Origin of the sequence: Pseudomonas sp. 11/12A (assembly GCF_000800055.1) — a bacterium.
Taxonomy (GTDB): Bacteria; Pseudomonadota; Gammaproteobacteria; order Pseudomonadales; family Pseudomonadaceae; genus Aquipseudomonas; species Aquipseudomonas mohnii.
Window position 1 is genome coordinate 5,451,082 of the sequence record NZ_JUGV01000001.1, and the last position, 23,626, is coordinate 5,474,707.

Below are 23,626 nucleotides of genomic sequence, written 5' to 3' on the forward strand. Positions count from 1 at the left end.
GCTTAGATTTCAGCAGCCAGTTGGTTAACCAGCTCTGCGTGCGCGTTTTGATCGATTGTGGCACCCAGGATCTTCGCGGCACCGCCAACGGCCAGGCTACCCACTTGGGCGCGCAGCGCGTCTTTGACGCTATTCAGTTCCTGTTCGATCTCGGCCTGAGCCTGAGCCTTCACACGGTCAGCTTCGACGCGAGCCTGTTCACGGGCTTCGTCGACGATCTGAGTACCGCGCTTCTTGGCTTGCTCGATGATTTCAGCTGCCTGAGCTTTCGCTTCGCGCAGTTGTTGACCCGCTTTCTCTTGGGCCAACTCCAGGTCGCGAGCTGCTCGGCTGGCAGCGTCCAGTCCATCCGCGATCTTCTTTTGACGTTCGTGCAGTGCCGTGATGACCGGAGGCCATACGAACTTCATGCAGAACAGTACAAAAATCAGGAACGCAACGGACTGGCCAATCAGGGTCGCATTAATGTTCACGCCAACACCTCGCAGTTACGTTGTCCATCACACCAAATTACTCGGAAGATCCGAGTAATTAGCCAGCGATCTGACCAACGAACGGGTTCGCAAAGGTGAAGAACAGAGCGATACCAACACCGATCATGGTTACGGCGTCGAGCAGACCGGCAACGATGAACATTTTAACTTGCAGCATTGGAACCATTTCTGGCTGACGCGCTGCGCCTTCCAGGAACTTGCCGCCCAGCAGGCCGAAACCAATTGCGGTACCCAGTGCGCCCAGGCCGATCAACAGTGCAACAGCGATAGCGGTTAGACCAACTACAGTTTCCATCTTTCCTCCCGACTTTTACGTCGTATGGTTTAGGTTTTTTAGATTAAAGCGGTAAAACAAATCGTTTCAGATGCCCCGTGAGGAGCACCCTCCCGTTTGACCGGGAGGGACATCAGACTAGTCGAGACTCGTCTTAATGGTTTTCTTCGTGCGCCATCGACAGGTAAACGATGGTCAGCATCATGAAGATGAACGCCTGCAGGGTGATGATCAGAATGTGGAACACAGCCCACGCCCACTGCAGAACTACGCCCAGGCCACTGAGCCAGAGCAGACCGCTGCCGAACATCACGGCGATCAGAATGAACACCAGCTCGCCGGCGTACATGTTGCCGAACAGACGCAGAGCCAGGGAGATCGGTTTTGCGATCAGGGTCACGAACTCCAGCAGGAAGTTCACCGGGATCAGCAGGGCCTGAACGAAGATGTTCTTGCTGCCGAACGGGTGCAGGGTCAGCTCGCCGATGAAGCCGCCGAGGCCCTTGACCTTGATGCTATAGAAAATGATCAGTGCGAAAACCGAGAACGCCATACCCAGAGTTGCGTTCGGGTCGGTGGTCGACACGGCGCGGAACGGGATGTGGTGATCGCCGGTGATCAGGATGGCCAACTGAGGAATCCAGTCGACCGGTACCAGGTCGACGGCGTTCATCAGAAACACCCAGACGAAGATGGTCAGTGCCAGCGGCGCAATCACCGGGCTACGGCCATGGAAGCTGTCTTTCACGCTGCCATCGACGAATTCGACCAATACTTCAACGAAGTTTTGCAAAGCCCCTGGCTGACCGGAAGTCGCCTTCTTGGCCGCCATGCGGAAAAGAAGAACGAAAATCAGACCCAGTGCGACCGACCAGCCGAGAGTATCGACGTGGAAAGCCCAGAAGCCCATTTCCTTGGCTTCTGCTGCGGTGTGGGCAAAGCCCCAGCCGCCGGTAGGGTGCTGACCGAAAGTCAGGTTCTGCAAGTGGTGCTGGATATAGCCCGAAGCGGTTGTTTCTGCCATGGTTGCCTCAAACGCCCTAAGGTCTCGAAAGTCTTGTTCTCATCAGCAGGGGCGCGAACCAGCTGACCAGTTGGGTCAACACGAAGACGCCGAATACAGCTAGCGGCGCCAATGGCTTCACACCTGCAAACGTCAATGCAAAGAGCACTGCCGTCAAAATCAGTTTGCCCGCCTCGCCGGCATAAAAAGACCGGACGATGGCTTGAGCTGCTCGGGCGCCGGAAAACCGAAATGCCCTGTGAGCGAAATAAACATTGGGCAGCAAGGCTATCAGGCCTCCGCAAAGTCCCGAGTACCCGGCAACGACTCCATACCATTGCCAGAGCGCCAAAGCAGCAATGAGCAAAATGACAAATTGAGCCATTAACACCGGAAAAACTGCCAAACGATGGAACGGCAAGCGGTTTGGCGTGCGGGTTTCCATCACTATTGCTCTCCAATGGTCGGCTGCCGAAATGCAACAACTTGGCATAATTTGTGCCGACAAAATGCGCGCAGAGTATAGGGGCGGTTCAGCACCTATTCAACTATCAGGTAGTGATTTCCGACTGCGCGCTACATGAGGAAATGTTTCAGCGAATATGAGCGAGTACACCTTGTAGCTCATCCAGGGAGTTGTAGCCAATTACCAACTGCCCTTTCCCCTTCTTACCGTGGCGAATCTGCACCGCAGAGCCTAGGCGCTCGGCCAGACGCTGCTCCAGACGAGCGATATCCGGGTCCGGTTTTACCGGTTCAACAGGCTCCGGTTTACCACTCAACCACTGGCGAACCAGTGCCTCAGTTTGGCGCACTGTCAGCCCGCGTGCGACAACATGTCGCGCCCCTTCAACCTGTTGATTGTCCGGCAAACCGAGCAAAGCGCGTGCATGACCCATTTCCAGATCACCGTGAGACAACATCGTCTTGATGACTTCCGGCAAAGAAATCAGGCGCAACAAATTGGCCACCGTCACTCGGGACTTGCCCACAGCTTCGGCCACTTGTTGCTGGGTCAGCTGGAATTCCTGCTGCAAACGCTGCAGGGCTACCGCTTCCTCGATCGGATTGAGGTCTTCGCGCTGGATGTTCTCGATCAGCGCAATGGCGATCGCGGTTTCGTCCGGTACATCGCGGACCATTGCCGGGATCGTTTCCTGACCGGCCTGCTGGCTGGCGCGCCAACGGCGTTCACCGGCGATGATTTCGAAGCGCCCCCCCCCGATCGGGCGCACCACGATCGGTTGCATGACGCCCTGGGCCTTGATCGACTGCGCCAGCTCTTCGAGCGCCTGTGCATCCATGTCGCGGCGAGGCTGATATTTGCCACGCTGGAGCAGATCCAGCGGCAGATGTTGCAGCTCGCGTTGATCGGCTTGTATCGCTTGTTCTTCCAGCGCGCTGACAGTCGGACCACTCAGCAGTGCATCCAGTCCACGTCCGAGACCTCGTTTCTTGACGGCCATGGGGATTCCTTAAGTTGGCTGGGCAGCGGCGATGCGTGAGTTTTTGCGTTGACGACGAACCATTTCGCCCGCCAGAGCCAGGTAGGCAACGGCGCCACGCGATGATTTGTCATACGCCAGCGCCGGCATGCCGTAGCTTGGGGCTTCGGCCAGACGGATATTGCGTGGAATGACGGTCTCGTAAAGCTGATCACCGAAGTGTTCCTTGAGCTGCGCCGATACATCGTTCATCAGGCTCAGGCGCGGGTCGTACATCGTGCGCAGCAGTCCTTCGACCTTGAGATCGGGGTTCAGCAACTCGGCGATACGCTTGATGTTATCCACAAGGTCGCTCAACCCTTCCAGCGCGAAGTACTCGCACTGCATGGGGATAATGACCCCATCGGCCGCGACAAGTGCGTTCAGCGTCAGCATCGACAGCGACGGCGGGCAGTCGATCAAGATGTAATCGTAGTTTTCGCGGATCGGCGCCAACGCACTGCGCAGGCGGCTTTCCTTCATCTGCATTTCCAGCAGAACCACTTCGGCGGCGGTAAGGTCGCGGTTGGCCGGCAACAACTGGTAACCACCGTGTTCGGAGAAATGCATGGCCTGGGCCAGGTCGCATTCACCGATCAACAGGTCGTAGACCGAGTTTTCCAGACCGTGTTTATCCACACCGCTTCCCATGGTGGCGTTGCCCTGTGGATCGAGATCGATCAGCAATACCCGGCGCTTGGTCGCGACCAGGGATGCTGCGAGGTTGATGCAGGTGGTGGTCTTGCCCACACCACCCTTTTGGTTCGCTATCGCGAATACCTTAGCCATTCTTGCTTGTGTTCCCAATCATGCCGTGCGGCGCAGTATCAGCAGATGGCGTTGGCCTTGGCAACCGGGTACGGCCAGGGCGTGTTCGCTATCGAGGTGGAAGTCTGCCGGCAATGCTACCAGCTCATCGGCGGGATGAACGCCCTTCATTGCCAGCCAACGTGTTTCGGTGTCGCCGAGGTGGCGAGTCCAGTTTGTGAAGTTCTCCATGCTGCTGAACGCCCGGGAAATGATCCCGTTGAATGGCTGTGCAGGCTGGAGGGCTTCGACTCGACTGTGGATAACTTGCAGGTTATCCAGTTTGAGCTCGAGTTTGACCTGGGTCAGGAAGCGGGTTTTCTTGCCATTGCTGTCCAGGCAGGTCACTTGGGACTCTGGAAACAGGATCGCCAATGGAATGCCCGGCATACCGCCGCCACTGCCCACGTCGAGCCAGCGACCGTTTTCGATGAACGACATCACGCTCAGACTATCGAGCAAGTGCCGGGACACCATTTCGTCCGGATCGCGCACGGCGGTCAGGTTGTAAGCCTTGTTCCATTTGATCAACAGGGCCAGATATCCCAGCAGCTGCGCGTGCTGGGTTTCAGTCAGAGCGACACCGAGCTGGCGAGCACCTGTGGATAACTCTTCTGCATGTTGCGAGGTGACCAACGAACTCAAGCGCTTTGCTCCAACTGACGGCCCGCGCCGCGTTTTTTCAAATGAATCATCAACAGCGAAATGGCTGCCGGCGTGACGCCCGGAATACGCGAGGCCTGACCCAAGGTTTCAGGGCGGGTCGCGCCGAGCTTGCTCTGGATCTCTTTGGAGAGACCGGAAATGTTCGTGTAATCGATATCCACAGGCAATTTGGTGTCTTCACTGGCCCGCAGACGAGCGATTTCATCCTGTTGGCGATCAATGTAACCGGCGTACTTGGTCTTGATTTCGACCTGTTCGGCGACCTGTGGATCTTCTGCACCCCCACCGGTCACGGCGATCAGACCAGCGTAGTCGATTTCCGGACGGCTCAAGAGGTTCAGCAAGTTGTATTCGTGGGTCAGCGGAGTGCCGAATTTTTCCGCAATCGCATCACCTTGCTCGGTGCCCGGGCGCACCCAGGTACTTTTCAAACGCTGCTCTTCCAGCTCGATGCTTTCACGTTTTTTGCAGAATGCTGCCCAGCGCGCGTCATCCACGAGACCCAGTTCGCGACCTTTTTCGGTCAAGCGCAGGTCAGCGTTGTCTTCGCGCAGGATCAGACGGTATTCGGCACGAGAAGTGAACATCCGATACGGTTCTTGAGTACCGAGGGTAATCAGGTCGTCGACCAAAACGCCAATGTAGGCCTCATCGCGACGCGGGCACCAGGCATCTTTGCCCTGCGCACGCAGTGCTGCGTTGGTACCGGCCAGCAAACCCTGGGCGCCGGCCTCTTCGTAACCGGTGGTGCCATTGATCTGTCCAGCAAAGAACAGACCGCCGATCACCTTGGTTTCCAGGCTGTATTTCAGGTCCCGAGGATCGAAGTAGTCGTACTCGATGGCGTAGCCCGGACGCACGATATGCGCGTTTTCCATGCCACGAATCGATTGCACGATCTGCAACTGCACGTCGAACGGCAAGCTTGTGGATATCCCGTTCGGGTACAGCTCGTTGGTGGTCAAGCCTTCTGGTTCGATGAAGACCTGATGGCTTTGCTTGTCGGCAAAACGATGGATCTTGTCTTCGATCGACGGGCAGTAACGCGGGCCGATGCCTTCGATTTCACCCGCAGCGGAATACATCGGCGAACGGTCGAGGTTCGCAGCGATGATTTCGTGGGTGCGCGCGTTGGTGTGGGTAATCCAGCAGCTGACCTGTTGTGGGTGCTGCTCTTTGGAGCCCATGAACGACATCACTGGAATCGGCGTATCGCCGGCCTGCTCGGTCATCACCGAGAAATCCACAGACCTGGCGTCGATACGCGGCGGCGTTCCGGTTTTCAGGCGACCGACACGCAGCGGCAACTCACGCAGGCGTTGAGCCAGGGCGATCGACGGCGGATCACCGGCTCGACCGCCGGAAAAATTTTGCAAACCGATGTGGATAAGTCCACCGAGGAAGGTACCGGTGGTCAACACCACGGAATCGGCGAGGAAACGCAGACCCATTTGCGTGACAACACCGCGCACTTGCTCCTGCTCGACGATCAGATCGTCCGCAGCCTGTTGAAATATCCACAGGTTCGGCTGGTTTTCCAGGATTTCGCGCACTGCCGCCTTGTACAGAACCCGATCCGCCTGAGCGCGGGTTGCACGCACCGCCGGGCCTTTGCGGCTGTTCAACACGCGAAACTGGATGCCGCCTTTATCGGTAGCCATGGCCATCGCGCCGCCGAGGGCGTCGATTTCCTTGACCAGATGGCTTTTGCCAATCCCGCCAATGGCCGGGTTGCAACTCATGGCACCGAGGGTTTCCACGTTATGCGTCAGCAACAGGGTTTTGACCCCCATACGTGCTGAGGCCAGTGCTGCCTCGGTACCGGCATGACCGCCGCCGATGACGATCACTTCAAAACGGGAAGGGAAATCCACCACGCACCTCGTGCCTGCTTAAGTAGGTAATTCAGGAATAGTTTGAGCTCAGGTTTTCGGACCTGGTCGACAAGTATAGGGACTTCGCCCTTCCTAAAGAACCCTTTGCACAAAATTTAACCAGCTGTGGAGAAGTCGGAGTTATAGAAATTAAAAAGAGAGAAATTTATTAAATCTTTGTTTTTATGTTTATTTCTACTGACCGACCTTTCTGTGGATAGATTGATACAGGCCTTTATTTCCAATGTGTACAGAGATTCAAAACCCTGTGGTCATGTGCCAAGGAGGCCCTTGGATAACCGGTGTAAGCCTGTGGATTAAAGTGGTGGTTATCCACAGGGGCGGTTATCTTCAGTTTTGAGGCCCTGTTATCAACTGCCCTTAGCGGTGGTTATTCACAGGGCTTAATCCACAGAAAACTGCGGATTGAAGGAATCCAGGGCGCAGAAAATCCGCCTGAGCAGAAAGAATTCCGCTCGGCATAGCAGGCTGGTGTGAAAAAGGGAGAGAACAGACAGGCACGAATGGCCTGTCTGTGGACAACGAGGTGGCTATTTGCCGATGCAGAAGCTGGAGAAGATCCGGCCTAACAAGTCATCGGAGCTGAAGGCGCCAGTGATTTCGCCCAAAAATTGCTGAGCCAGGCGCAAATCTTCGGCGAGCAATTCCCCAGCGCCCGCCAATGTCAGTTGAGCGCGACCGTGCTCGAGGGAAGCACTGGCATGTCGCAATGCCTCGAGATGTCGCCGGCGTGCGCTGAAGCTGCTTTCCGAAGTCTGTTCGTAACCCATGCAGGCTTTGAGGTGATCACGCAGCAGCTCCAGTCCTGCGCCGGCGGACTTGGCGCTCAAACTGATGGTGACATGGCCATCGTCACTGATATCCAGGGCGATCGCTTCACCCGTGAGATCAGCCTTGTTGCGGATCAGCGTGACCTTGGCCGGATCGGGGCGGGTCTCGAGGAATTCCGGCCACAATGCAAAGGGATCAATAGCCTCCGGGGCCGTTGCATCGACGACCAGAAGCACGCGATCAGCCTCGCCAATGGCTTTCAATGCCCGCTCTACCCCAATCTTTTCCACATGATCGTCGGTGTCACGCAGTCCCGCGGTGTCGACTACATGCAGGGGCATGCCATCGATGTGGATATGTTCGCGCAGGACGTCACGAGTAGTGCCGGCAATCTCGGTGACGATTGCCGCTTCACGACCAGCCAGGGCATTGAGCAGGCTGGATTTACCGGCATTCGGTCGACCGGCAATCACGACCGTCATGCCGTCACGCAACAATGCGCCCTGCCCGGCTTCGCGCATCACGGTGGATAACTCGTCACGAACTTTGTCGAGCATGCTTAGCACGTGGCCATCGGCTAGAAAGTCGATTTCCTCTTCCGGGAAGTCGATCGCGGCTTCGACATAAATCCGCAAGCCGATCAGTTGTTCGGTGAGGTGATGTACACGTGCCGAAAACGCACCCTGCAGGGAACGCAGAGCATTTCGCGCCGCCTGAGCCGAACTGGCTTCGATCAAGTCAGCAATGGCTTCGGCCTGGGCCAGGTCGAGTTTGTCGTTCAGGAAAGCGCGCTCACTGAATTCACCCGGCCGCGCGAGGCGACAGCCCATCTCCAGGCAGCGCTTGAGCAGCATATCCAGAACAATAGGGCCGCCATGTCCCTGCAGTTCCAGGACATCTTCGCCAGTGAACGAGTTGGGTCCCGGGAAATACAGCGCGATGCCTTGATCCAGCACCTCGTCATTGGCGCCGAGGAACGGCCCGTAATGAGCAAATCTTGGCTTGAGCTCACGACCACTGAAGGCCTTGGCCGCAGCGTCGGCCAACGGCCCGGAAATGCGGACGATGCCAACGCCTCCGCGACCTTGGGCGGTGGCGACGGCGGCGATGGTTTCACGAGGAGCGCTCATAAACCGGTATCCAGACAAAAGTGACAGATAGCAAAACGCCCCACTAGGGGGCGTCTTGAGTGGTTATCCACAGTGTAAGTCAGGCAGCCGCTTTGGTAGCTGCTTCGATCTTACGAGTGATGTACCACTGTTGGGCGATGGACAGGCAGTTGTTCACTACCCAGTACAGCACCAGACCAGCCGGGAACCACAGGAAGAAGAAGGTGAAGATGATTGGCATCAGCTTCATCACTTTGGCCTGCATCGGATCCGGAGGAGTCGGGTTCAACTGCTGCTGGATGAACATGGTTGCACCCATGATGATCGGCAGAATGAAGAACGGGTCCTTGATCGACAGGTCAGTAATCCACAGCATGAACGGCGCTTGGCGCATTTCAACGCTTTCCAGCAGAACCCAGTACAGGGAAAGGAAAACCGGCATCTGCACGAGGATTGGCAAGCAACCACCCAGCGGATTGATCTTCTCTTTTTTGTACAGCTCCATCATGGCTTGCGACATTTTCTGCCGGTCGTCGCCATGTTGTTCCTTCAGCGCGGCCAGTTTCGGAGCCACTGCACGCATACGAGCCATGGATTTGTAGCTGGCGGCCGACAACGGGAAGAAAATCCCTTTGATCAGCATGGTCAGGAAGATGATCGACCAGCCCCAGTTACCCACAATGGCGTGGATATGTTGCAGCAGCCAGAAGATCGGTTGAGCGATGAACCACAGGATGCCGTAGTCAACGGTCAGTTCCAGACCTGGGGACAACTGTTTCAGCACAGCCTGGCTTTTCGGACCGGCGTACAGAACAGCGCTGGTTTCAGCCTTGGCACCTGGCGCAACGGTCAAGGACGGACCGGTGAAACCAATGATGTAGTTGCCTTTGCTGTCTTTACGGGTCTGGACGACGTTGTTTTCGCCCTTGGCCGGAATCCAGGCAGTCACAAAGTAGTGTTGCAGCCAGGCTACCCAACCGCCGGTCACGTTTTCTTTGAGTTGCCCTTTGTCCATGTCCTTCATGGACACTTTCTTGTACGGCTCGGAACTTGTCCACAGGGCGGCGCCCAGGTAAGTCGCAGTGCCGGTGGCGGTGCTGGACGACGGATCTGAGCTGGCATCACGCTTCAGTTGCGCGAACATTGCACCGGACCAAGGCTGAGAGCTCTCGTTGTCGATCAGGTAGGAAACGGTTACGTCATACAGGCCGCGTTTCAGAGTGAAACGCTTGATGTAGTTGACGCCATCCTTGCTGAACTTCAGGTCCACGACCAATTGGTCCTGACCGTCAGCCAGTTGATAGATCTTCTTCTCCGAGGAGTAAACCGGACGACCGGCAGGACTTGCGTCCGGGCCGTTGCTGCCGATCAAGCCACTCTGAGCCAGATAAGTCCGCTCGTTGCCGTTATCGAACAGCTGGAATGGAATTTCCGGATGGTCCTGGCGACGTGGATACAGCGGCAATTTCAGTTGGGCGACATCACCACCTTGTGGATCGATGGCCAGATCGAGCACATCCGTTTTGATCTGGATGAGGTCGGTGCTCGCCGCTACCGGAGTTTCGGCAGGTGCGCTGGTATCGTTTGCGGCGTGCGGAATGTCGTCACTGACGGACGCTTTATTGCCAGTTGCCGTATCCGGGAGGCCCGGTGCGGAAGTACTGGAAGCAACATTCTGAGTCGGCAGGGCAGCCTGGCCATAGTCCTGGTTCCATTTAAGAACCATAACGTAGGACACGATTGCCAGGGCGACGATCAGGATCGTGCGTTTGATATCCATGATTACTCGGCCATCGAAGAAGAACGGGAGGTAGGGATAGGTGGAACCGGGTCATAACCACCGGGAGTCCACGGATGACAGCGACCTAAACGACGAAAGGTCAGCCAGCCACCGCGCAGAAGGCCATGATTTTCAATGGCTTCTAACGCGTAGCAGGAACAACTGGGGTAGAAACGACAGTGATTGGCCATCAGGGGACTAATGGCATAGCGATAAAACTGGATCGGAACGAGTGCCAGTTTACGCATCTGGACTGTCTACCCCTACAGTTTCGGTTTTGACTGCTGGTACCGGCGTGCTGCGTGCCAGTCGTTTCCAGAGCTTTCCGAAATGCTGAATCAATTCGGGGTTTTCTACGTCACCCAAACCTTTGCGCGCGACGATAACAATGTCCCAACCGACCAGTGAATCCTGGTGCAGGCGAAACGATTCGCGCATCAGACGTTTGAGGCGATTGCGCTCGACGGAGAGCTTTACGCTCTTTTTCCCGATAACCAGCCCGAGACGGGGGTGATCAAGATCGTTGTTGCGCGCAAGGAGCAGGAGATTTTTCCCCGGAACCTTGCCGGTAGGGGAGTCAAAGACTGCCTTGAAATGCCGGGGAGTAAGCAGACGCTTTTCCCGACTGAAGTCCTGACTCACCTCCAGTGCCGGATTATCAAACGGCCAGACGCGCACGACCTTTGGCGCGACGACGCGACAGGACGGCACGACCGTTCTTGGTAGCCATGCGAGCACGGAAACCGTGGGTACGAGCGCGTTTGATAGTGCTTGGTTGGAAAGTACGTTTCATTGTCGTGTTACCTGGTTCGTCCACAACGGGCCGGAATGGCCCCCGTTTTAAGAGACCGGGGATTCTAGAGAAAGCAAGCCTCTAGGTCAATTTCCAACCAACGTTTCCTTATAAATAGATCTCTGGACGTTTTGCGGTGCAACCGCCCTTAGCCAAACATAAAATTAAAGAAGGAAAGTATTTAAAGCTTTTCTGTAAAGCTTATAAAAGCTAGGGCCACGGTCATCTGTGGATAACTGGCTTCAGCCCTTTTAACACCTGATGTACAGAGAATGACAACTACAGTGGAAAACCGTGTTCAGCCTGTGCTGCACTGTCGGATAACCTGTGTGCGAAAGGGCGTCTTATCCACAGGCAGGTTATCCACCGAGTTTCCCCCCCAGTTGTGCAATGAGCTCAGACCCGGTTATCCACAGACCTTATGCACAGACCATTGGTCGTCTTTTTTGCGTATAAAGCGTTGATTCTTCTTGGCCGGTGATCAAGCTTCATGTGGATAAGTCAGCGTCTGGTCGCTACAATGGCCGCTTGTTTTTGCCTCACCGGCTTTCAACTTAGGGGATATCCGTGTCAGTGGAACTTTGGCAGCAGTGCGTGGAGCTATTGCGCGATGAGCTGCCTGCCCAACAATTCAACACTTGGATCCGTCCACTACAGGTCGAAGCCGAAGGCGACGAGTTGCGTGTCTATGCGCCCAATCGTTTTGTGCTGGACTGGGTCAACGAAAAATACCTGGGCCGCGTCCTGGAGTTGCTGGACGAGCATGGCAATGGCATGGCGCCAGCGCTTTCCTTATTAATAGGCAGCAAACGCAGCTCGGCACCGCGTGCCGCGCCGAATGCTCCGCTGGCGGCTGCAGCATCCCAGGCTCAGGCTGCGGCTGCACCGGTCAGCACTCCACCGCCGGCGTTGGCACCGACCAAGCGTGCGACGCAAAAAGTCGCCGAAGTTACTGAAGAAGAGCCTTCGCGCGACAGCTTCGATCCGATGGCGGGCGCCAGCTCCCAGCAGGCACCGGTTCGTTCCGAACAACGCACCGTGCAGGTCGAAGGCGCGCTCAAGCACACCAGCTACCTGAACCGTACCTTCACCTTCGAAAACTTCGTTGAGGGCAAGTCCAACCAACTGGCCCGGGCCGCGGCCTGGCAAGTGGCGGACAACCCCAAGCATGGTTACAACCCGCTCTTCCTTTATGGCGGTGTCGGTTTGGGTAAAACCCACTTGATGCACGCTGTGGGTAACCATCTATTAAAGAAGAACCCGAACGCCAAGGTTGTGTACCTGCATTCCGAGCGCTTCGTGGCTGACATGGTCAAGGCCCTGCAACTGAACGCGATCAACGAGTTCAAGCGCTTCTACCGGTCGGTGGATGCATTGCTGATCGACGACATTCAGTTCTTCGCCCGCAAGGAACGTTCCCAGGAAGAGTTTTTCCACACCTTCAACGCTCTGCTTGAAGGTGGTCAGCAGGTCATTCTCACCAGTGACCGCTACCCTAAAGAAATTGAAGGCCTTGAAGAGCGCCTCAAATCCCGCTTCGGCTGGGGCCTGACGGTAGCCGTCGAGCCGCCGGAGCTGGAAACCCGTGTGGCGATCCTGATGAAGAAGGCCGACCAGGCCAAAGTCGAACTGCCCCACGATGCGGCGTTCTTCATTGCCCAGCGCATTCGCTCCAACGTTCGGGAACTGGAAGGCGCACTCAAACGCGTGATTGCCCACTCTCACTTCATGGGCCGCGACATCACCATCGAGTTGATACGCGAATCCCTCAAGGACTTGTTGGCGCTGCAAGATAAACTGGTCTCTGTGGATAACATTCAGCGCACGGTCGCCGAGTACTACAAGATCAAGATCTCCGACTTGCTGTCCAAACGCCGTTCGCGTTCGGTCGCCCGTCCACGCCAGGTCGCCATGGCGTTGTCCAAGGAACTGACCAACCACAGCTTGCCGGAAATTGGCGATGTGTTTGGCGGTCGCGATCACACGACGGTTTTGCACGCCTGCCGCAAGATCAACGAACTTAAGGAATCCGACGCGGACATCCGCGAGGACTACAAGAACCTGCTGCGTACACTGACCACTTGATGAACACCAGCGCAGCTTATTAAGGCAAGGGACTAGACCATGCATTTCACCATTCAACGCGAAGCCCTGTTGAAACCCCTGCAACTGGTCGCAGGCGTCGTCGAGCGCCGCCAGACCTTGCCGGTGCTCTCCAACGTGCTGCTGGTTGTCGAAGGCCAGCAACTGTCGCTGACCGGTACCGACCTGGAAGTCGAGCTGGTCGGTCGTGTTCAACTCGAAGAGCCTGCCGAACCAGGTTCCATCACCGTGCCTGCGCGCAAACTGATGGATATCTGCAAAAGCCTGCCGAACGACGCGCTGATCGACATCAAGCTCGACGAGCAGAAGCTGGTGGTAAAGGCCGGTCGTAGCCGCTTCACCCTGTCGACCCTGCCGGCCAACGATTTCCCGACGGTCGAAGAAGGTCCGGGTTCGCTGACCTGCAGCCTGGAGCAAAGCAAACTGCGCCGCCTCATCGAGCGCACCAGTTTCGCCATGGCCCAGCAGGACGTGCGTTACTATCTCAACGGTATGCTGCTGGAAGTCTCTGCCGGTGTCATTCGCGCTGTCGCCACCGACGGGCACCGTCTGGCCATGTGCTCGATGCAGGCCGACATCGGTCAGCCGGATCGCCATCAGGTCATCGTGCCGCGCAAAGGTATCCTTGAACTGGCCCGACTGCTGACCGAACCGGACGGCATCGTCAGCATTGTCCTGGGTCAGCACCACATTCGCGCCACCACCGGCGAGTTCACCTTCACCTCGAAACTGGTCGACGGTAAATTCCCGGATTACGAACGCGTTCTACCCAAAGGCGGCGACAAGCTGGTACTCGGTGACCGCCAGGCGCTCCGCGAAGCGTTCAGCCGCACCGCGATTCTGTCCAACGAGAAGTACCGCGGTATCCGCCTGCAACTGGCGAATGGTCAGTTGAAGATCCAAGCTAACAACCCGGAACAGGAAGAGGCGGAAGAAGAAGTCGGCGTTGAATATAACGGTGGCTCCCTCGAGATCGGCTTTAACGTCAGCTACTTGCTCGATGTGCTGGGCGTAATGACTACCGAGCAGGTTCGTCTGATCCTGTCCGACTCCAACAGCAGTGCGCTGGTGCAAGAGTCCGACAACGACGATTCGGCCTACGTTGTCATGCCGATGCGTCTGTAATCATGCTCAGCAGAAGCTAGATGTCCTTAAGTCGCGTCTCGGTCACCGCGGTGCGCAATCTGCACCCGGTGACCTTCTCCCCCTCCCCCCGAATCAATATTCTTTACGGCGCCAACGGCAGCGGCAAAACCAGTGTTCTGGAAGCCATACACCTGCTGGGGCTTGCCCGTTCGTTTCGCAGCACCCGCCTCTTACCGGTCATTCAGTATGAGCAATTGGCGTGCACAGTGTTCGGGCAGGTCGAGCTGGCCGAGGGTGGGCATAGTGCGTTGGGCATTTCGCGCGACCGCCAAGGGGAGTTTCAGATCCGCATCGATGGGCAGAACGCTCGTAGCGCAGCTCAGCTCGCGGAAATCCTGCCATTGCAATTGATCAACCCCGACAGTTTCCGCTTGCTGGAAGGCGCGCCGAAGATTCGTCGACAGTTTCTCGACTGGGGCGTGTTCCACGTGGAACCCCGTTTCATGTCCACCTGGCAGCGCTTGCAGAAGGCCCTGCGCCAGAGAAACTCTTGGCTGCGGCATGGTACACTTGACGCCGTTTCGCAAGCGGTTTGGGACAGGGAGCTGTGCCAGGCCAGCGCTGAAATTGATGAATACCGCCGCGCTTACATCAAAGCCTTGAAACCAGTCTTTGAACAGACCTTGAGCGAACTGGTTGAGCTCGAGGGCTTAACGCTCAGCTATTACCGGGGTTGGGACAAGGACCGTGAGTTGAGCGCTGTGCTCGCCGGATCCCTTCAGCGGGATCAGCAAATAGGGCATACCCAGGCCGGACCACAACGCGCTGATTTGCGCCTCAGATTGGGCGCTCATAATGCCGCGGATATATTGTCCCGCGGCCAGCAGAAGTTGGTGGTCTGTGCATTGCGGATTGCCCAGGGGCACCTGGTCAGCCAGGCCCGTCGCGGTCAGTGTATTTATCTGGTGGATGACTTGCCGTCCGAGCTGGACGAGCAGCACCGCCGCGCGCTTTGCCGCTTGCTGGAAGACTTACGCTGCCAGGTGTTTATCACCTGTGTAGATCACGAATTATTGAGGGAAGGCTGGCAGACGGAAACGCCAGTCGCTCTGTTCCACGTGGAACAGGGCCGTATCACCCAGACCCACGACCATCGGGAGTGAAGGCATTGAGCGAAGAAAATACGTACGACTCAACGAGCATTAAAGTGCTGAAAGGCCTGGATGCCGTACGCAAACGTCCCGGTATGTACATTGGTGACACCGACGATGGCAGTGGTCTGCACCACATGGTGTTCGAGGTGGTCGATAACTCGATCGACGAAGCGCTGGCCGGCCACTGCGACGACATCAGCATCATCATCCACCCGGATGAATCCATCACCGTTCGCGACAACGGCCGTGGCATCCCGGTAGACGTGCACAAAGAAGAAGGCGTTTCGGCAGCCGAGGTCATCATGACCGTACTGCACGCCGGCGGTAAGTTCGACGACAACTCCTACAAGGTATCCGGCGGTCTGCACGGTGTGGGTGTGTCGGTTGTGAACGCATTGTCCGAACAGCTGGTCCTGACCGTACGCCGCAGCGGCAAGATCTGGGAACAGACTTACGTTCATGGTGTTCCGCAAGAACCGATGAAGATTGTCGGTGACAGTGAAAGCACCGGTACTCAGATCCACTTCAAGGCTTCCAGCGAAACCTTCAAGAACATCCACTTCAGCTGGGACATCCTGGCCAAGCGGATTCGTGAACTGTCCTTCCTCAACTCTGGTGTTGGCATCGTCCTCAAGGACGAGCGTAGCGGCAAGGAAGAGCTGTTCAAGTACGAAGGCGGTCTGCGTGCGTTCGTTGAATACCTGAACACCAACAAGACTCCGGTCAACCAGGTGTTCCACTTCAACATCCAGCGTGAAGACGGCATCGGCGTGGAAATCGCCCTGCAGTGGAACGACAGCTTCAACGAGAACCTGTTGTGCTTCACCAACAACATTCCACAGCGCGATGGCGGTACTCACCTGGTGGGTTTCCGTTCCGCTCTGACGCGTAACCTGAACACCTACATTGAAGCCGAAGGCCTCGCGAAGAAGCATAAAGTTGCCACCACTGGCGACGATGCCCGTGAAGGCCTGACCGCGATCATTTCGGTGAAGGTGCCGGATCCGAAGTTCAGCTCCCAGACCAAAGACAAGCTGGTGTCTTCCGAAGTGAAGACCGCGGTCGAACAGGAAATGGGCAAGTACTTCTCCGACTTCCTGCTGGAAAACCCGAACGAAGCCAAGCTCGTGGTCGGCAAGATGATCGACGCCGCCCGTGCCCGTGAAGCGGCGCGCAAGGCTCGTGAGATGACCCGTCGTAAAGGCGCGCTGGATATCGCCGGCCTGCCGGGCAAACTGGCTGACTGCCAGGAAAAAGACCCTGCCCTGTCTGAACTGTACCTCGTGGAAGGTGACTCTGCTGGCGGCTCCGCCAAGCAGGGTCGTAACCGCAAGACACAGGCCATTCTGCCCCTCAAGGGCAAGATCCTGAACGTCGAGAAGGCGCGTTTCGACAAGATGATCTCTTCCCAGGAAGTGGGCACCTTGATCACTGCGCTGGGTTGCGGCATCGGTCGCGACGAGTACAACATCGAAAAGCTGCGCTATCACAACATCATCATCATGACCGATGCTGACGTCGACGGTTCGCACATCCGTACCTTGCTGCTGACCTTCTTCTTCCGTCAGTTGCCGGAGCTGATTGAGCGTGGCTACATCTACATCGCTCAGCCGCCGTTGTACAAGGTCAAGAAAGGCAAGCAAGAGCAATACATCAAAGACGACGACGCCATGGAAGAGTACATGACGCAGTCGGCCCTGGAGGATGCGAGCCTGCACTTGAACGAGGAAGCACCGGGTATCTCCGGCGAAGCCCTCGAGCGTCTGGTGAATGACTTCCGCCTGGTGATGAAGACCCTCAAGCGTCTTTCGCGCCTGTACCCACAGGAACTGACCGAGCACTTCATCTACCTGCCGGCCGTCAGCCTGGAGCAGCTCTCCGATCACGCAGCGATGCAGGATTGGCTGGCTCAGTACGAGGTGCGTTTGCGCACCGTCGAGAAGTCCGGCCTGGTCTACAAGGCCAGCCTGCGTGAAGACCGTGAGCGTAACGTCTGGCTGCCAGAGGTCGAGTTGATCTCCCACGGCCTGTCGAACTACGTCACCTTCAACCGCGACTTCTTCGGCAGCAATGACTACAAAACCGTCGTTTCCCTGGGCGCCCAACTGAGCACCTTGCTGGACGATGGCGCGTACATCCAGCGTGGTGAGCGCAAGAAGCAGGTCACCGAGTTCAAGGAAGCCCTTGAGTGGCTGATGGCTGAAAGTACCAAGCGCCACACCATCCAGCGATACAAAGGGTTGGGCGAGATGAACCCGGATCAGCTGTGGGAAACCACTATGGACCCAAGTTCGCGCCGTATGCTCAAAGTCACCATCGAAGACGCCATTGGTGCAGATCAGATCTTCAACACTCTGATGGGTGATGCGGTCGAACCTCGCCGTGACTTCATCGAAAGCAACGCCTTGGCGGTTTCCAACCTGGACTTCTGATCCAGATTGTAGGTGGTCAAAGTTAATTGCTGCTTCGGTCGACGTTAAGCGACTTGGCCAAAGTCCCTGACGTCAAGTTAGAACAGAAAACCCCGATAGACCTGCTGGTCTATCGGGGTTTTCTTTTGGCTACCCTCCTCTATTTGAGTTGGTAAACTGCTGCGATTTGGCGCTCGTGGTGCGCCTACCATTATTCAAATGGAATTCTTTGTCCGCCCTTGCAGCCCTGCTCAACACCTACCGCTCTGCATCCGTTGCTGAGCGCGAGAAAGGCGTCTACTTCGAGGCGCTGATCTACACCTACCTATGCAACGAAGCGACCTGATCTCCAGCTATCGCTAGACGGGATTAGAGGCTGCTTCCATATGGTTGCGACATAAGATGACGCGCTCCTGCGCCAGAATGACGCTACATTCGGTACAGGAAATGCCTCATGTCCATACGTCGTCGTTCGGCCAGTTCTACCACCCTCCGCGCATCAGGGCCACACTCCTCCGATACGTGTGCGCTGTCACTGAAATGGGTGTTCATGCTGATGCTCGATCTCGGCGGACACCGAAACTTCATTCAGCGACATCATTTCAACGACGATGAAATCGCTGCAGAGCTTGGCCTGCAAGAGTTGGTCGATGCAGACGATTTCAGCCCGGCGCTGGCCTTGCGCCGACTCAAGCGCGAGCGCCTGGCCTTCGACCTGGCGTTCCCCATAGTAGGTTACCCGGACAGGCTGCAGGCGAATGTACAGGCGCTCGGCCAGTTGATCGGGTTGGATGCCGTCGAGCAGCGCATTCTGGCTTTCTGCGTACTGCTGCATACCGATCCCTGCCTCAACGATGCCTCAGACCAACTCGGCGCGCTCGGTTTCAACCGAACAATGAGGGTACTGTCCACACTTATCGACATCCCTCAAGAGGATCTTCTTCCCTACCTGGCCAATGAGGGGCGGTTAGCTCGTGCCGGACTGATTGAGGTCAATGCGCGATCTTGCACCGTGAGCACCCTGAGCAGCCGCTTGGTGATTGAAAGCTCTGACTTTCTCCAGCAGTTGCGCTTCGGCCATGGGCAACCCATTGAACTGTTCAAGTACGCCTTCCGTCTCAGCCCGCTCGGCCATTTGAGCGAGAAGGACTACCAGCATCTGGGACGCTCCCTTGAAATTGCCACCACCTACCTGAAAAAAGCCTTAGCCGAAGGCCGCCGTGGCGTGAACATTCTGTTGTACGGTCCGCCCGGCACCGGCAAGACCCAACTGAGTCGCCTGCTTGCCCGCCTGCTAGGGGCTTCGCTCTATGAGATCGCCTGTACCGACAGCGACGGCGACCCAGTCAGCGCCCATCAGCGTCTGTGCGCCCTGCGTTCGGCAATGAGTGCATTGCAGTCGCAGAAGACCCTATTACTGCTAGATGAAATTGAGGACATCTTTGGCACCTCGCCATTGCCTTTTTCTGGCAAGAGCAAAACCCAGAAAGGCTGGATTAATCGCATGCTGGAAGAGAACAGCCTGCCCTGCTTCTGGCTGAGCAACGACATTGAGTGCTTGGACAACGCCTATATCCGCCGCTTTGACGTGGTGATCGAACTGCCAAACCCACCCAAGAGTCAACGGGAACAGATTGTCCGAGAGTGCGGGGGCGACCGTCTGAGCGAGGTACTGGTGGATAAACTGGCGGAGCATGAGGAGATGACCCCCGCCGTAATCGCCCGGGCGGCTCGCATCGCACGTAGCCTGCACCCACGCGCGGGAAAGCGCCTGGATGCCACGGTCGAGTGCCTGGTTGATGCGACGCTAAAAGCCCAGGGCTTCGAGCAACTGGGCCGTCACCATGTGCAGCAGCTGCCGAGCTACTACTCCCCGAGTCTGATCAATGCGGATTTTCCCGTCGACGGATTGATTGACGGCCTACGCAAGCACCCGGTGGCGCGCCTTTGCTTCTATGGCCCTCCAGGGACAGGCAAGACGGCCTTTGGCCACTGGATTGCCCAAGAGCTGGAGAAACCGCTGATGGTGAAGCGCGTGTCCGATCTTGTTTCACCTTATGTGGGCACGACAGAGCAGAACCTGGCCAGGGCCTTTGAGAAGGCCAGTGAGGAACAAGCGGTATTGCTGCTCGACGAAGTCGACAGCTTCCTACAGGATCGAAAAAAAGCCACACAGAGCTGGGAAGTCACGGCCGTCAATGAAATGCTCACGCAGATGGAGAGCTATCGAGGGCTGTTCATCGCCTCGACCAATCTGATGTGCGACCTCGACGAAGCCTCGTTGCGCCGATTCGATTTAAAGATTCATTTTGGCTTTCTGAAACCCCTTCAGATCCAGACGCTGTTCAATGCACATCTACAAACCCTAAAACTCAAGGATCCTGCCAAAGCCAGCGGTTTGCGGCTCTCGAGGGAGGCTAATTTGACTCCAGGTGATTTCGCCGTGATTGCTCGGCGCGCGCGCTTCAAGCCATTTGCCAGCGCAGAAGAGGTTGCTCAAGCCCTGCTTGCGGAAAGCCGCCTCAAGATGCCCGTGCAGCGCCCTATCGGTTTCGTGAATTAGCTGTTTCTACCCGGTCTCCTGCCACTGGGAAAAGGTTGAATGGTAGAGCGAGCAGATGTCCGCATCACCAGGCCGCCATAATGTCCAATTGCCACATATATTGGTGAGGATCATCATGCTTGCCTCACTACAACTGACAGGGAGCCAGTCTTGCCATCTTCATCAGTACACGACGCCACAACCCGGCAATGGGATTTACTGCAGAAAATCCCTTCTCGTAGCCCAGGGCTTACCACGACGGAATTGCTTGATGGAATGCAGGAGGCTGGATACCAAATCAGTAAGCGCACCATCGAGCGTGACCTGGTCGCGCTATCCAGACTATTCCCGCTGCAGTGTAACGATAAAGGCACCCCTTATGGATGGTACTGGGCTGAGGGGGCCAGTGTGAGCTTGCCAGGCATAAGCATGGGCGAGGCCCTGAGTCTCGTCTTGGTCGAAGATGCGATCCGACCGCTCTTGCCAGGTAGCATGTTGAGGGCATTGGAACCGCGATTCCGGTTCGCCAGGAAAAAACTGGAAAGCCTGGCGGAGGACAACCAGACAGTACGCTGGCTAGGCAAAGTTGCGAGTGTCAGCCCCGATATGAGCCTTCTGCCACCGAATACGCCAGACAACATCCTGGAAACCTTGCAGGCTGCTTTGCTGCAGGAAAAACAACTGCAATGCCGCTATTACTCGGCCCACAATGATAAAGAACGGGAGATGGTTCTCAATCCTCTCGCCTTGGTGCAGCGGGGGCCCATCACTTATCTGATTGGTACCGCGCCACCCTATGCCGATGTCCGCCAGTACGCTATCCATCGTTTTCGTCAGGCCGAAACTCTGCCGAGTCCCGCTCAGGGCCTGGATGGCTTCGATTTGCAGGAATACCTGGCCAGTAATGCTCTTCAGTTTGGCAGTACTGCCAAAATCAGCCTGCAGGCCCGGCTCAGTGACAGCCTAGTGCGCCTGCTTCGGGAGACACCTCTGTCATCCGATATGACCCTGGAAAAACTCACGGAGGGTTACCGTCTGCGGGCAACCATCAGTGATACGTGGCAATTGCAGTGGTGGATTCTCTCCCAAGGCGACGCTCTGATAGTTGAAGCACCGCTATATCTGCGTGAGCAGATCGCCACAAAACTCAAACAAGCGGCGGCTCAGTACGAGGGTTGTCACGAGGTGGGCCAAGAGGCCTGTACTTAGCCTACAGCTACGAATAGCTCGTTCTTCACGACCATGCCCTCTACTGCAGCATAAGGCTTTTCTGGAGCTTTCAATGAGTGATCTCTCCACCCTCCTCTCGTCTGCACTATTAGATCGAGGGTTTCTAATAGAAACCATCGGTCAAGATATCTACTTGACGGATAATGCTTTTTTACGCGATGACCATGACGGTAGTCGTCGCCGTCAACAAGTCGGTCATGATCAGGCGGACAGTGAGTTTCTTCGGGAAATGCTCGCGCAACTCGATCTGGGTGGCCTAAAAAACACGCCGTCCACCAGCCTGCCATTGCGCCTGGAAGCAGTTGATCAGTGCCTGGCGCCTTGGCAAGTCGCTAAGCTGTTTGGCTCATGGCATGTGCAACGGGAGTCCGGTGGTAATTTGATCGACGCTCGACCAAGCAATTTCAAACGCCGTGCGCATGGTCAGAAGATCTCTGTCGCCGTGCTGGACACGCATATTGCTCTGCTGGTCAAAGGGTTGTCTGCAGCGGGTTGTTTCACCTATTCGGCCTGTGAAGGCCATGAAAACCATGCCGTGACGCGTGCGCTCCCACTGCATGTGGGGCTTGTCGGTCAGATCAATACGGCTTGGGCACTGCAACTGCTGGCGGATGCCAAGAGAGCAGGCATCATAACGCCAGATCTATCCATCCAGGGCGACATGCTGCGGGAAAGCCAAGCATCGGTCGAGAGCGAGCAGCGTGACCTAGGGAGGGTTCGTAACCAAGCAATCACTCTGGGCCGCTATCTCTATATCCACCGGCTGCGTCTCCGTAGCGAGCGTTTGCTCTGGGCAGTGCAATATCAACCACCTATTTCGCAAGCTGCCGACAAAACTGGCGAGCTCAGATTGGCCGAAAAAAAACCGAGACGGTTTCGTGTTCGCTTAAGCGATGCGGATGACCATGCCATTGAGTTCACAGTCGACAACTACAAGACTCTTGAAGCGGAGTGTCGAAAGGCATTACAGGCATGGTTAGTGCTTCGGCGAGACTCCGCACCTGCCCATGTGTCAGTACGGGCCGCCAAGTTGGAAACCCCGCATGTGTGGAAAACCCCTTGGGGTGACTCGAAACCTGTGTGGTTGAAAGTCTCACCCCTGAAAGCTCAACAGCACGAAATAAGTGAGTTGAAAATTCTGACCCGACGCCGGGCGAAGTCTAAGAGTGACTCCGTCGAAACCAGCTGGTTGGGCCTGTGGATGGGAATACGCGAGGCTTTCCCTGAGGATTTTTTGACATCGTGAGGAGCTCGCTTTGAAAGCAGATTAGCGCGCTGAGTTTATGAGTATCTCTGATGTGTTGCGAAGAGCTGTATTAAGACGCCTCACGCTAATCTGCGCGCCAACACAGTGGTGATCAGTGGGTGTGCTTGAACAACCTTTCAGCGCACACCACAGGTTTCGTGCTCGAACAGTAGAGCGAGCGCCGCAACCTGACATCGCAACTGGCGCAAATGCACATCACACTGGTCTATGGTCAGTCCTCGGCCAAGTACTTGGCCGACGTTTCGCGAACGCACAGCGAAATGCTATGCCAGCGCTGGGAGGTTTTGCGTTATGAGCCGCTGGCAGAGCGCATCATGTTGCGGGTCCCCGCGACTGCGTTTTCAATTTGTTCCATTCGAAATCACCAAGAGCCCATACGGGTGAAATGCAGTAAGACGAAACCGGCCTGCACAACATCGCCTCAGCATCGTCGGCGACCACCACGGCCATCGGGTATTCGCCAAATCCGTCAGTCCACATCTGCTGCCAGTGTGCACGGCCAGCTCGCTGGACGAATTATAGATTGGGGGGGTTGACAGCATATTTTAATACTGTACTATTTGCCTCCCGCTAACGAGCAACCTGAAGTTGCTTGAAGCTTAAGTAATTGATTTTATTAATAAAATCAGTGGCTTTTAAGGGTGTTGTCTGAGGGGTCGCTGTCAAATGCGCGCCTCGGTTGAGGCGAAAGATCTTAACCAACCGCTCTTTAACAACTGAATCAAGCAATTCGTGTGGGTGCTTGTGGAGTCAGACT

General features: G+C 56.3%; 20 protein-coding genes. 7 read left to right on the plus strand and 13 right to left on the minus strand.

Going from position 1 to position 23,626, the window contains the following annotated elements; genetic code table 11:
* Positions 1-2 precede the first annotated feature (2 nt).
* The 13 genes from GQ39_RS25065 to rpmH all read right to left on the minus strand — a co-directional run bounded on the left by GQ39_RS25065 (position 3) and on the right by rpmH (position 11,076).
* A complete protein-coding gene (locus GQ39_RS25065) occupies positions 3-473 on the minus strand; it encodes a F0F1 ATP synthase subunit B (protein ID WP_047535495.1) in 471 nt (156 codons plus the stop codon).
* A gap of 58 nt (positions 474-531) precedes the next feature.
* On the minus strand, positions 532-789 hold the full coding sequence (atpE, locus tag GQ39_RS25070) for a F0F1 ATP synthase subunit C (RefSeq protein WP_003097235.1): 258 nt from the start codon (positions 787-789) through the stop codon (positions 532-534).
* A gap of 133 nt (positions 790-922) precedes the next feature.
* On the minus strand, positions 923-1,792 hold the full coding sequence (atpB, locus tag GQ39_RS25075; RefSeq protein WP_047535606.1) for a F0F1 ATP synthase subunit A: 870 nt from the start codon (positions 1,790-1,792) through the stop codon (positions 923-925).
* 16 nt (positions 1,793-1,808) lie between these two features.
* Complete coding sequence (locus tag GQ39_RS25080; RefSeq protein ID WP_047535609.1) at positions 1,809-2,216, minus strand: F0F1 ATP synthase subunit I; 408 nt, start codon at positions 2,214-2,216, stop codon at positions 1,809-1,811.
* 148 nt (positions 2,217-2,364) lie between these two features.
* Positions 2,365-3,237, minus strand: a complete 873-nt coding sequence (locus GQ39_RS25085; protein WP_047535612.1) for a ParB/RepB/Spo0J family partition protein — start codon at positions 3,235-3,237, stop codon at positions 2,365-2,367.
* Between the two features lie 9 nt (positions 3,238-3,246).
* On the minus strand, positions 3,247-4,044 hold the full coding sequence (locus GQ39_RS25090) for a ParA family protein (RefSeq protein WP_047535615.1): 798 nt from the start codon (positions 4,042-4,044) through the stop codon (positions 3,247-3,249).
* Between the two features lie 18 nt (positions 4,045-4,062).
* The gene (gene rsmG / locus GQ39_RS25095) at positions 4,063-4,707 is read right to left on the minus strand and encodes a 16S rRNA (guanine(527)-N(7))-methyltransferase RsmG (protein WP_047535618.1); all 645 of its coding nucleotides are present in this window, start codon (positions 4,705-4,707) and stop codon (positions 4,063-4,065) included.
* A complete protein-coding gene (gene mnmG / locus GQ39_RS25100; RefSeq protein WP_047535620.1) occupies positions 4,704-6,602 on the minus strand; it encodes a tRNA uridine-5-carboxymethylaminomethyl(34) synthesis enzyme MnmG in 1,899 nt (632 codons plus the stop codon). The genes rsmG and mnmG overlap by 4 nt, the downstream gene beginning before the upstream one ends.
* Before the next feature lie 551 nt (positions 6,603-7,153).
* Positions 7,154-8,524: a tRNA uridine-5-carboxymethylaminomethyl(34) synthesis GTPase MnmE gene (gene mnmE / locus GQ39_RS25105; protein ID WP_047535623.1), complete on the minus strand. Its 1,371-nt coding sequence runs from the start codon at positions 8,522-8,524 to the stop codon at positions 7,154-7,156.
* 79 nt (positions 8,525-8,603) lie between these two features.
* A complete protein-coding gene (yidC, locus tag GQ39_RS25110; RefSeq protein WP_047535624.1) occupies positions 8,604-10,283 on the minus strand; it encodes a membrane protein insertase YidC in 1,680 nt (559 codons plus the stop codon).
* A gap of 2 nt (positions 10,284-10,285) precedes the next feature.
* Complete coding sequence (gene yidD / locus GQ39_RS31890; RefSeq protein WP_081997972.1) at positions 10,286-10,531, minus strand: membrane protein insertion efficiency factor YidD; 246 nt, start codon at positions 10,529-10,531, stop codon at positions 10,286-10,288.
* Entirely contained in the window at positions 10,524-10,925 is a 402-nt protein-coding gene (gene rnpA, locus GQ39_RS31895) for a ribonuclease P protein component (protein ID WP_027926203.1), read from the minus strand. The genes yidD and rnpA overlap by 8 nt, the downstream gene beginning before the upstream one ends.
* Before the next feature lie 16 nt (positions 10,926-10,941).
* Entirely contained in the window at positions 10,942-11,076 is a 135-nt protein-coding gene (rpmH, locus tag GQ39_RS31900; protein ID WP_003213577.1) for a 50S ribosomal protein L34, read from the minus strand.
* A 567-nt stretch (positions 11,077-11,643) separates the two neighbouring features.
* Here rpmH and dnaA point away from each other — a divergent pair.
* The 7 genes from dnaA (at position 11,644) to GQ39_RS25150 (ending at position 22,848) form a co-directional block, all read left to right on the plus strand.
* Positions 11,644-13,161 carry a chromosomal replication initiator protein DnaA gene (dnaA, locus tag GQ39_RS25120; RefSeq protein WP_047535625.1) on the plus strand — a complete coding sequence of 506 codons (1,518 nt, stop codon included), beginning with the start codon at positions 11,644-11,646 and terminating at the stop codon, positions 13,159-13,161.
* Between the two features lie 39 nt (positions 13,162-13,200).
* Positions 13,201-14,304: a DNA polymerase III subunit beta gene (gene dnaN, locus GQ39_RS25125; RefSeq protein WP_047535626.1), complete on the plus strand. Its 1,104-nt coding sequence runs from the start codon at positions 13,201-13,203 to the stop codon at positions 14,302-14,304.
* Between the two features lie 20 nt (positions 14,305-14,324).
* Positions 14,325-15,428 (plus strand): DNA replication/repair protein RecF, encoded by a 1,104-nt coding sequence (gene recF / locus GQ39_RS25130; RefSeq protein ID WP_047535636.1) that lies wholly within the window; start codon positions 14,325-14,327, stop codon positions 15,426-15,428.
* Positions 15,429-15,433: 5 nt separating this feature from the next.
* Positions 15,434-17,851 (plus strand): DNA topoisomerase (ATP-hydrolyzing) subunit B, encoded by a 2,418-nt coding sequence (gyrB, locus tag GQ39_RS25135; protein WP_047535639.1) that lies wholly within the window; start codon positions 15,434-15,436, stop codon positions 17,849-17,851.
* A 433-nt stretch (positions 17,852-18,284) separates the two neighbouring features.
* Positions 18,285-20,393 (plus strand): AAA family ATPase, encoded by a 2,109-nt coding sequence (locus tag GQ39_RS25140; RefSeq protein WP_047535642.1) that lies wholly within the window; start codon positions 18,285-18,287, stop codon positions 20,391-20,393.
* Between the two features lie 150 nt (positions 20,394-20,543).
* Positions 20,544-21,581, plus strand: coding sequence for a helix-turn-helix transcriptional regulator (locus GQ39_RS25145; RefSeq protein ID WP_047535644.1), 1,038 nt, complete (start codon positions 20,544-20,546; stop codon positions 21,579-21,581).
* A 73-nt stretch (positions 21,582-21,654) separates the two neighbouring features.
* Entirely contained in the window at positions 21,655-22,848 is a 1,194-nt protein-coding gene (locus tag GQ39_RS25150) for a hypothetical protein (protein WP_047535646.1), read from the plus strand.
* Positions 22,849-23,626 lie beyond the last annotated feature (778 nt).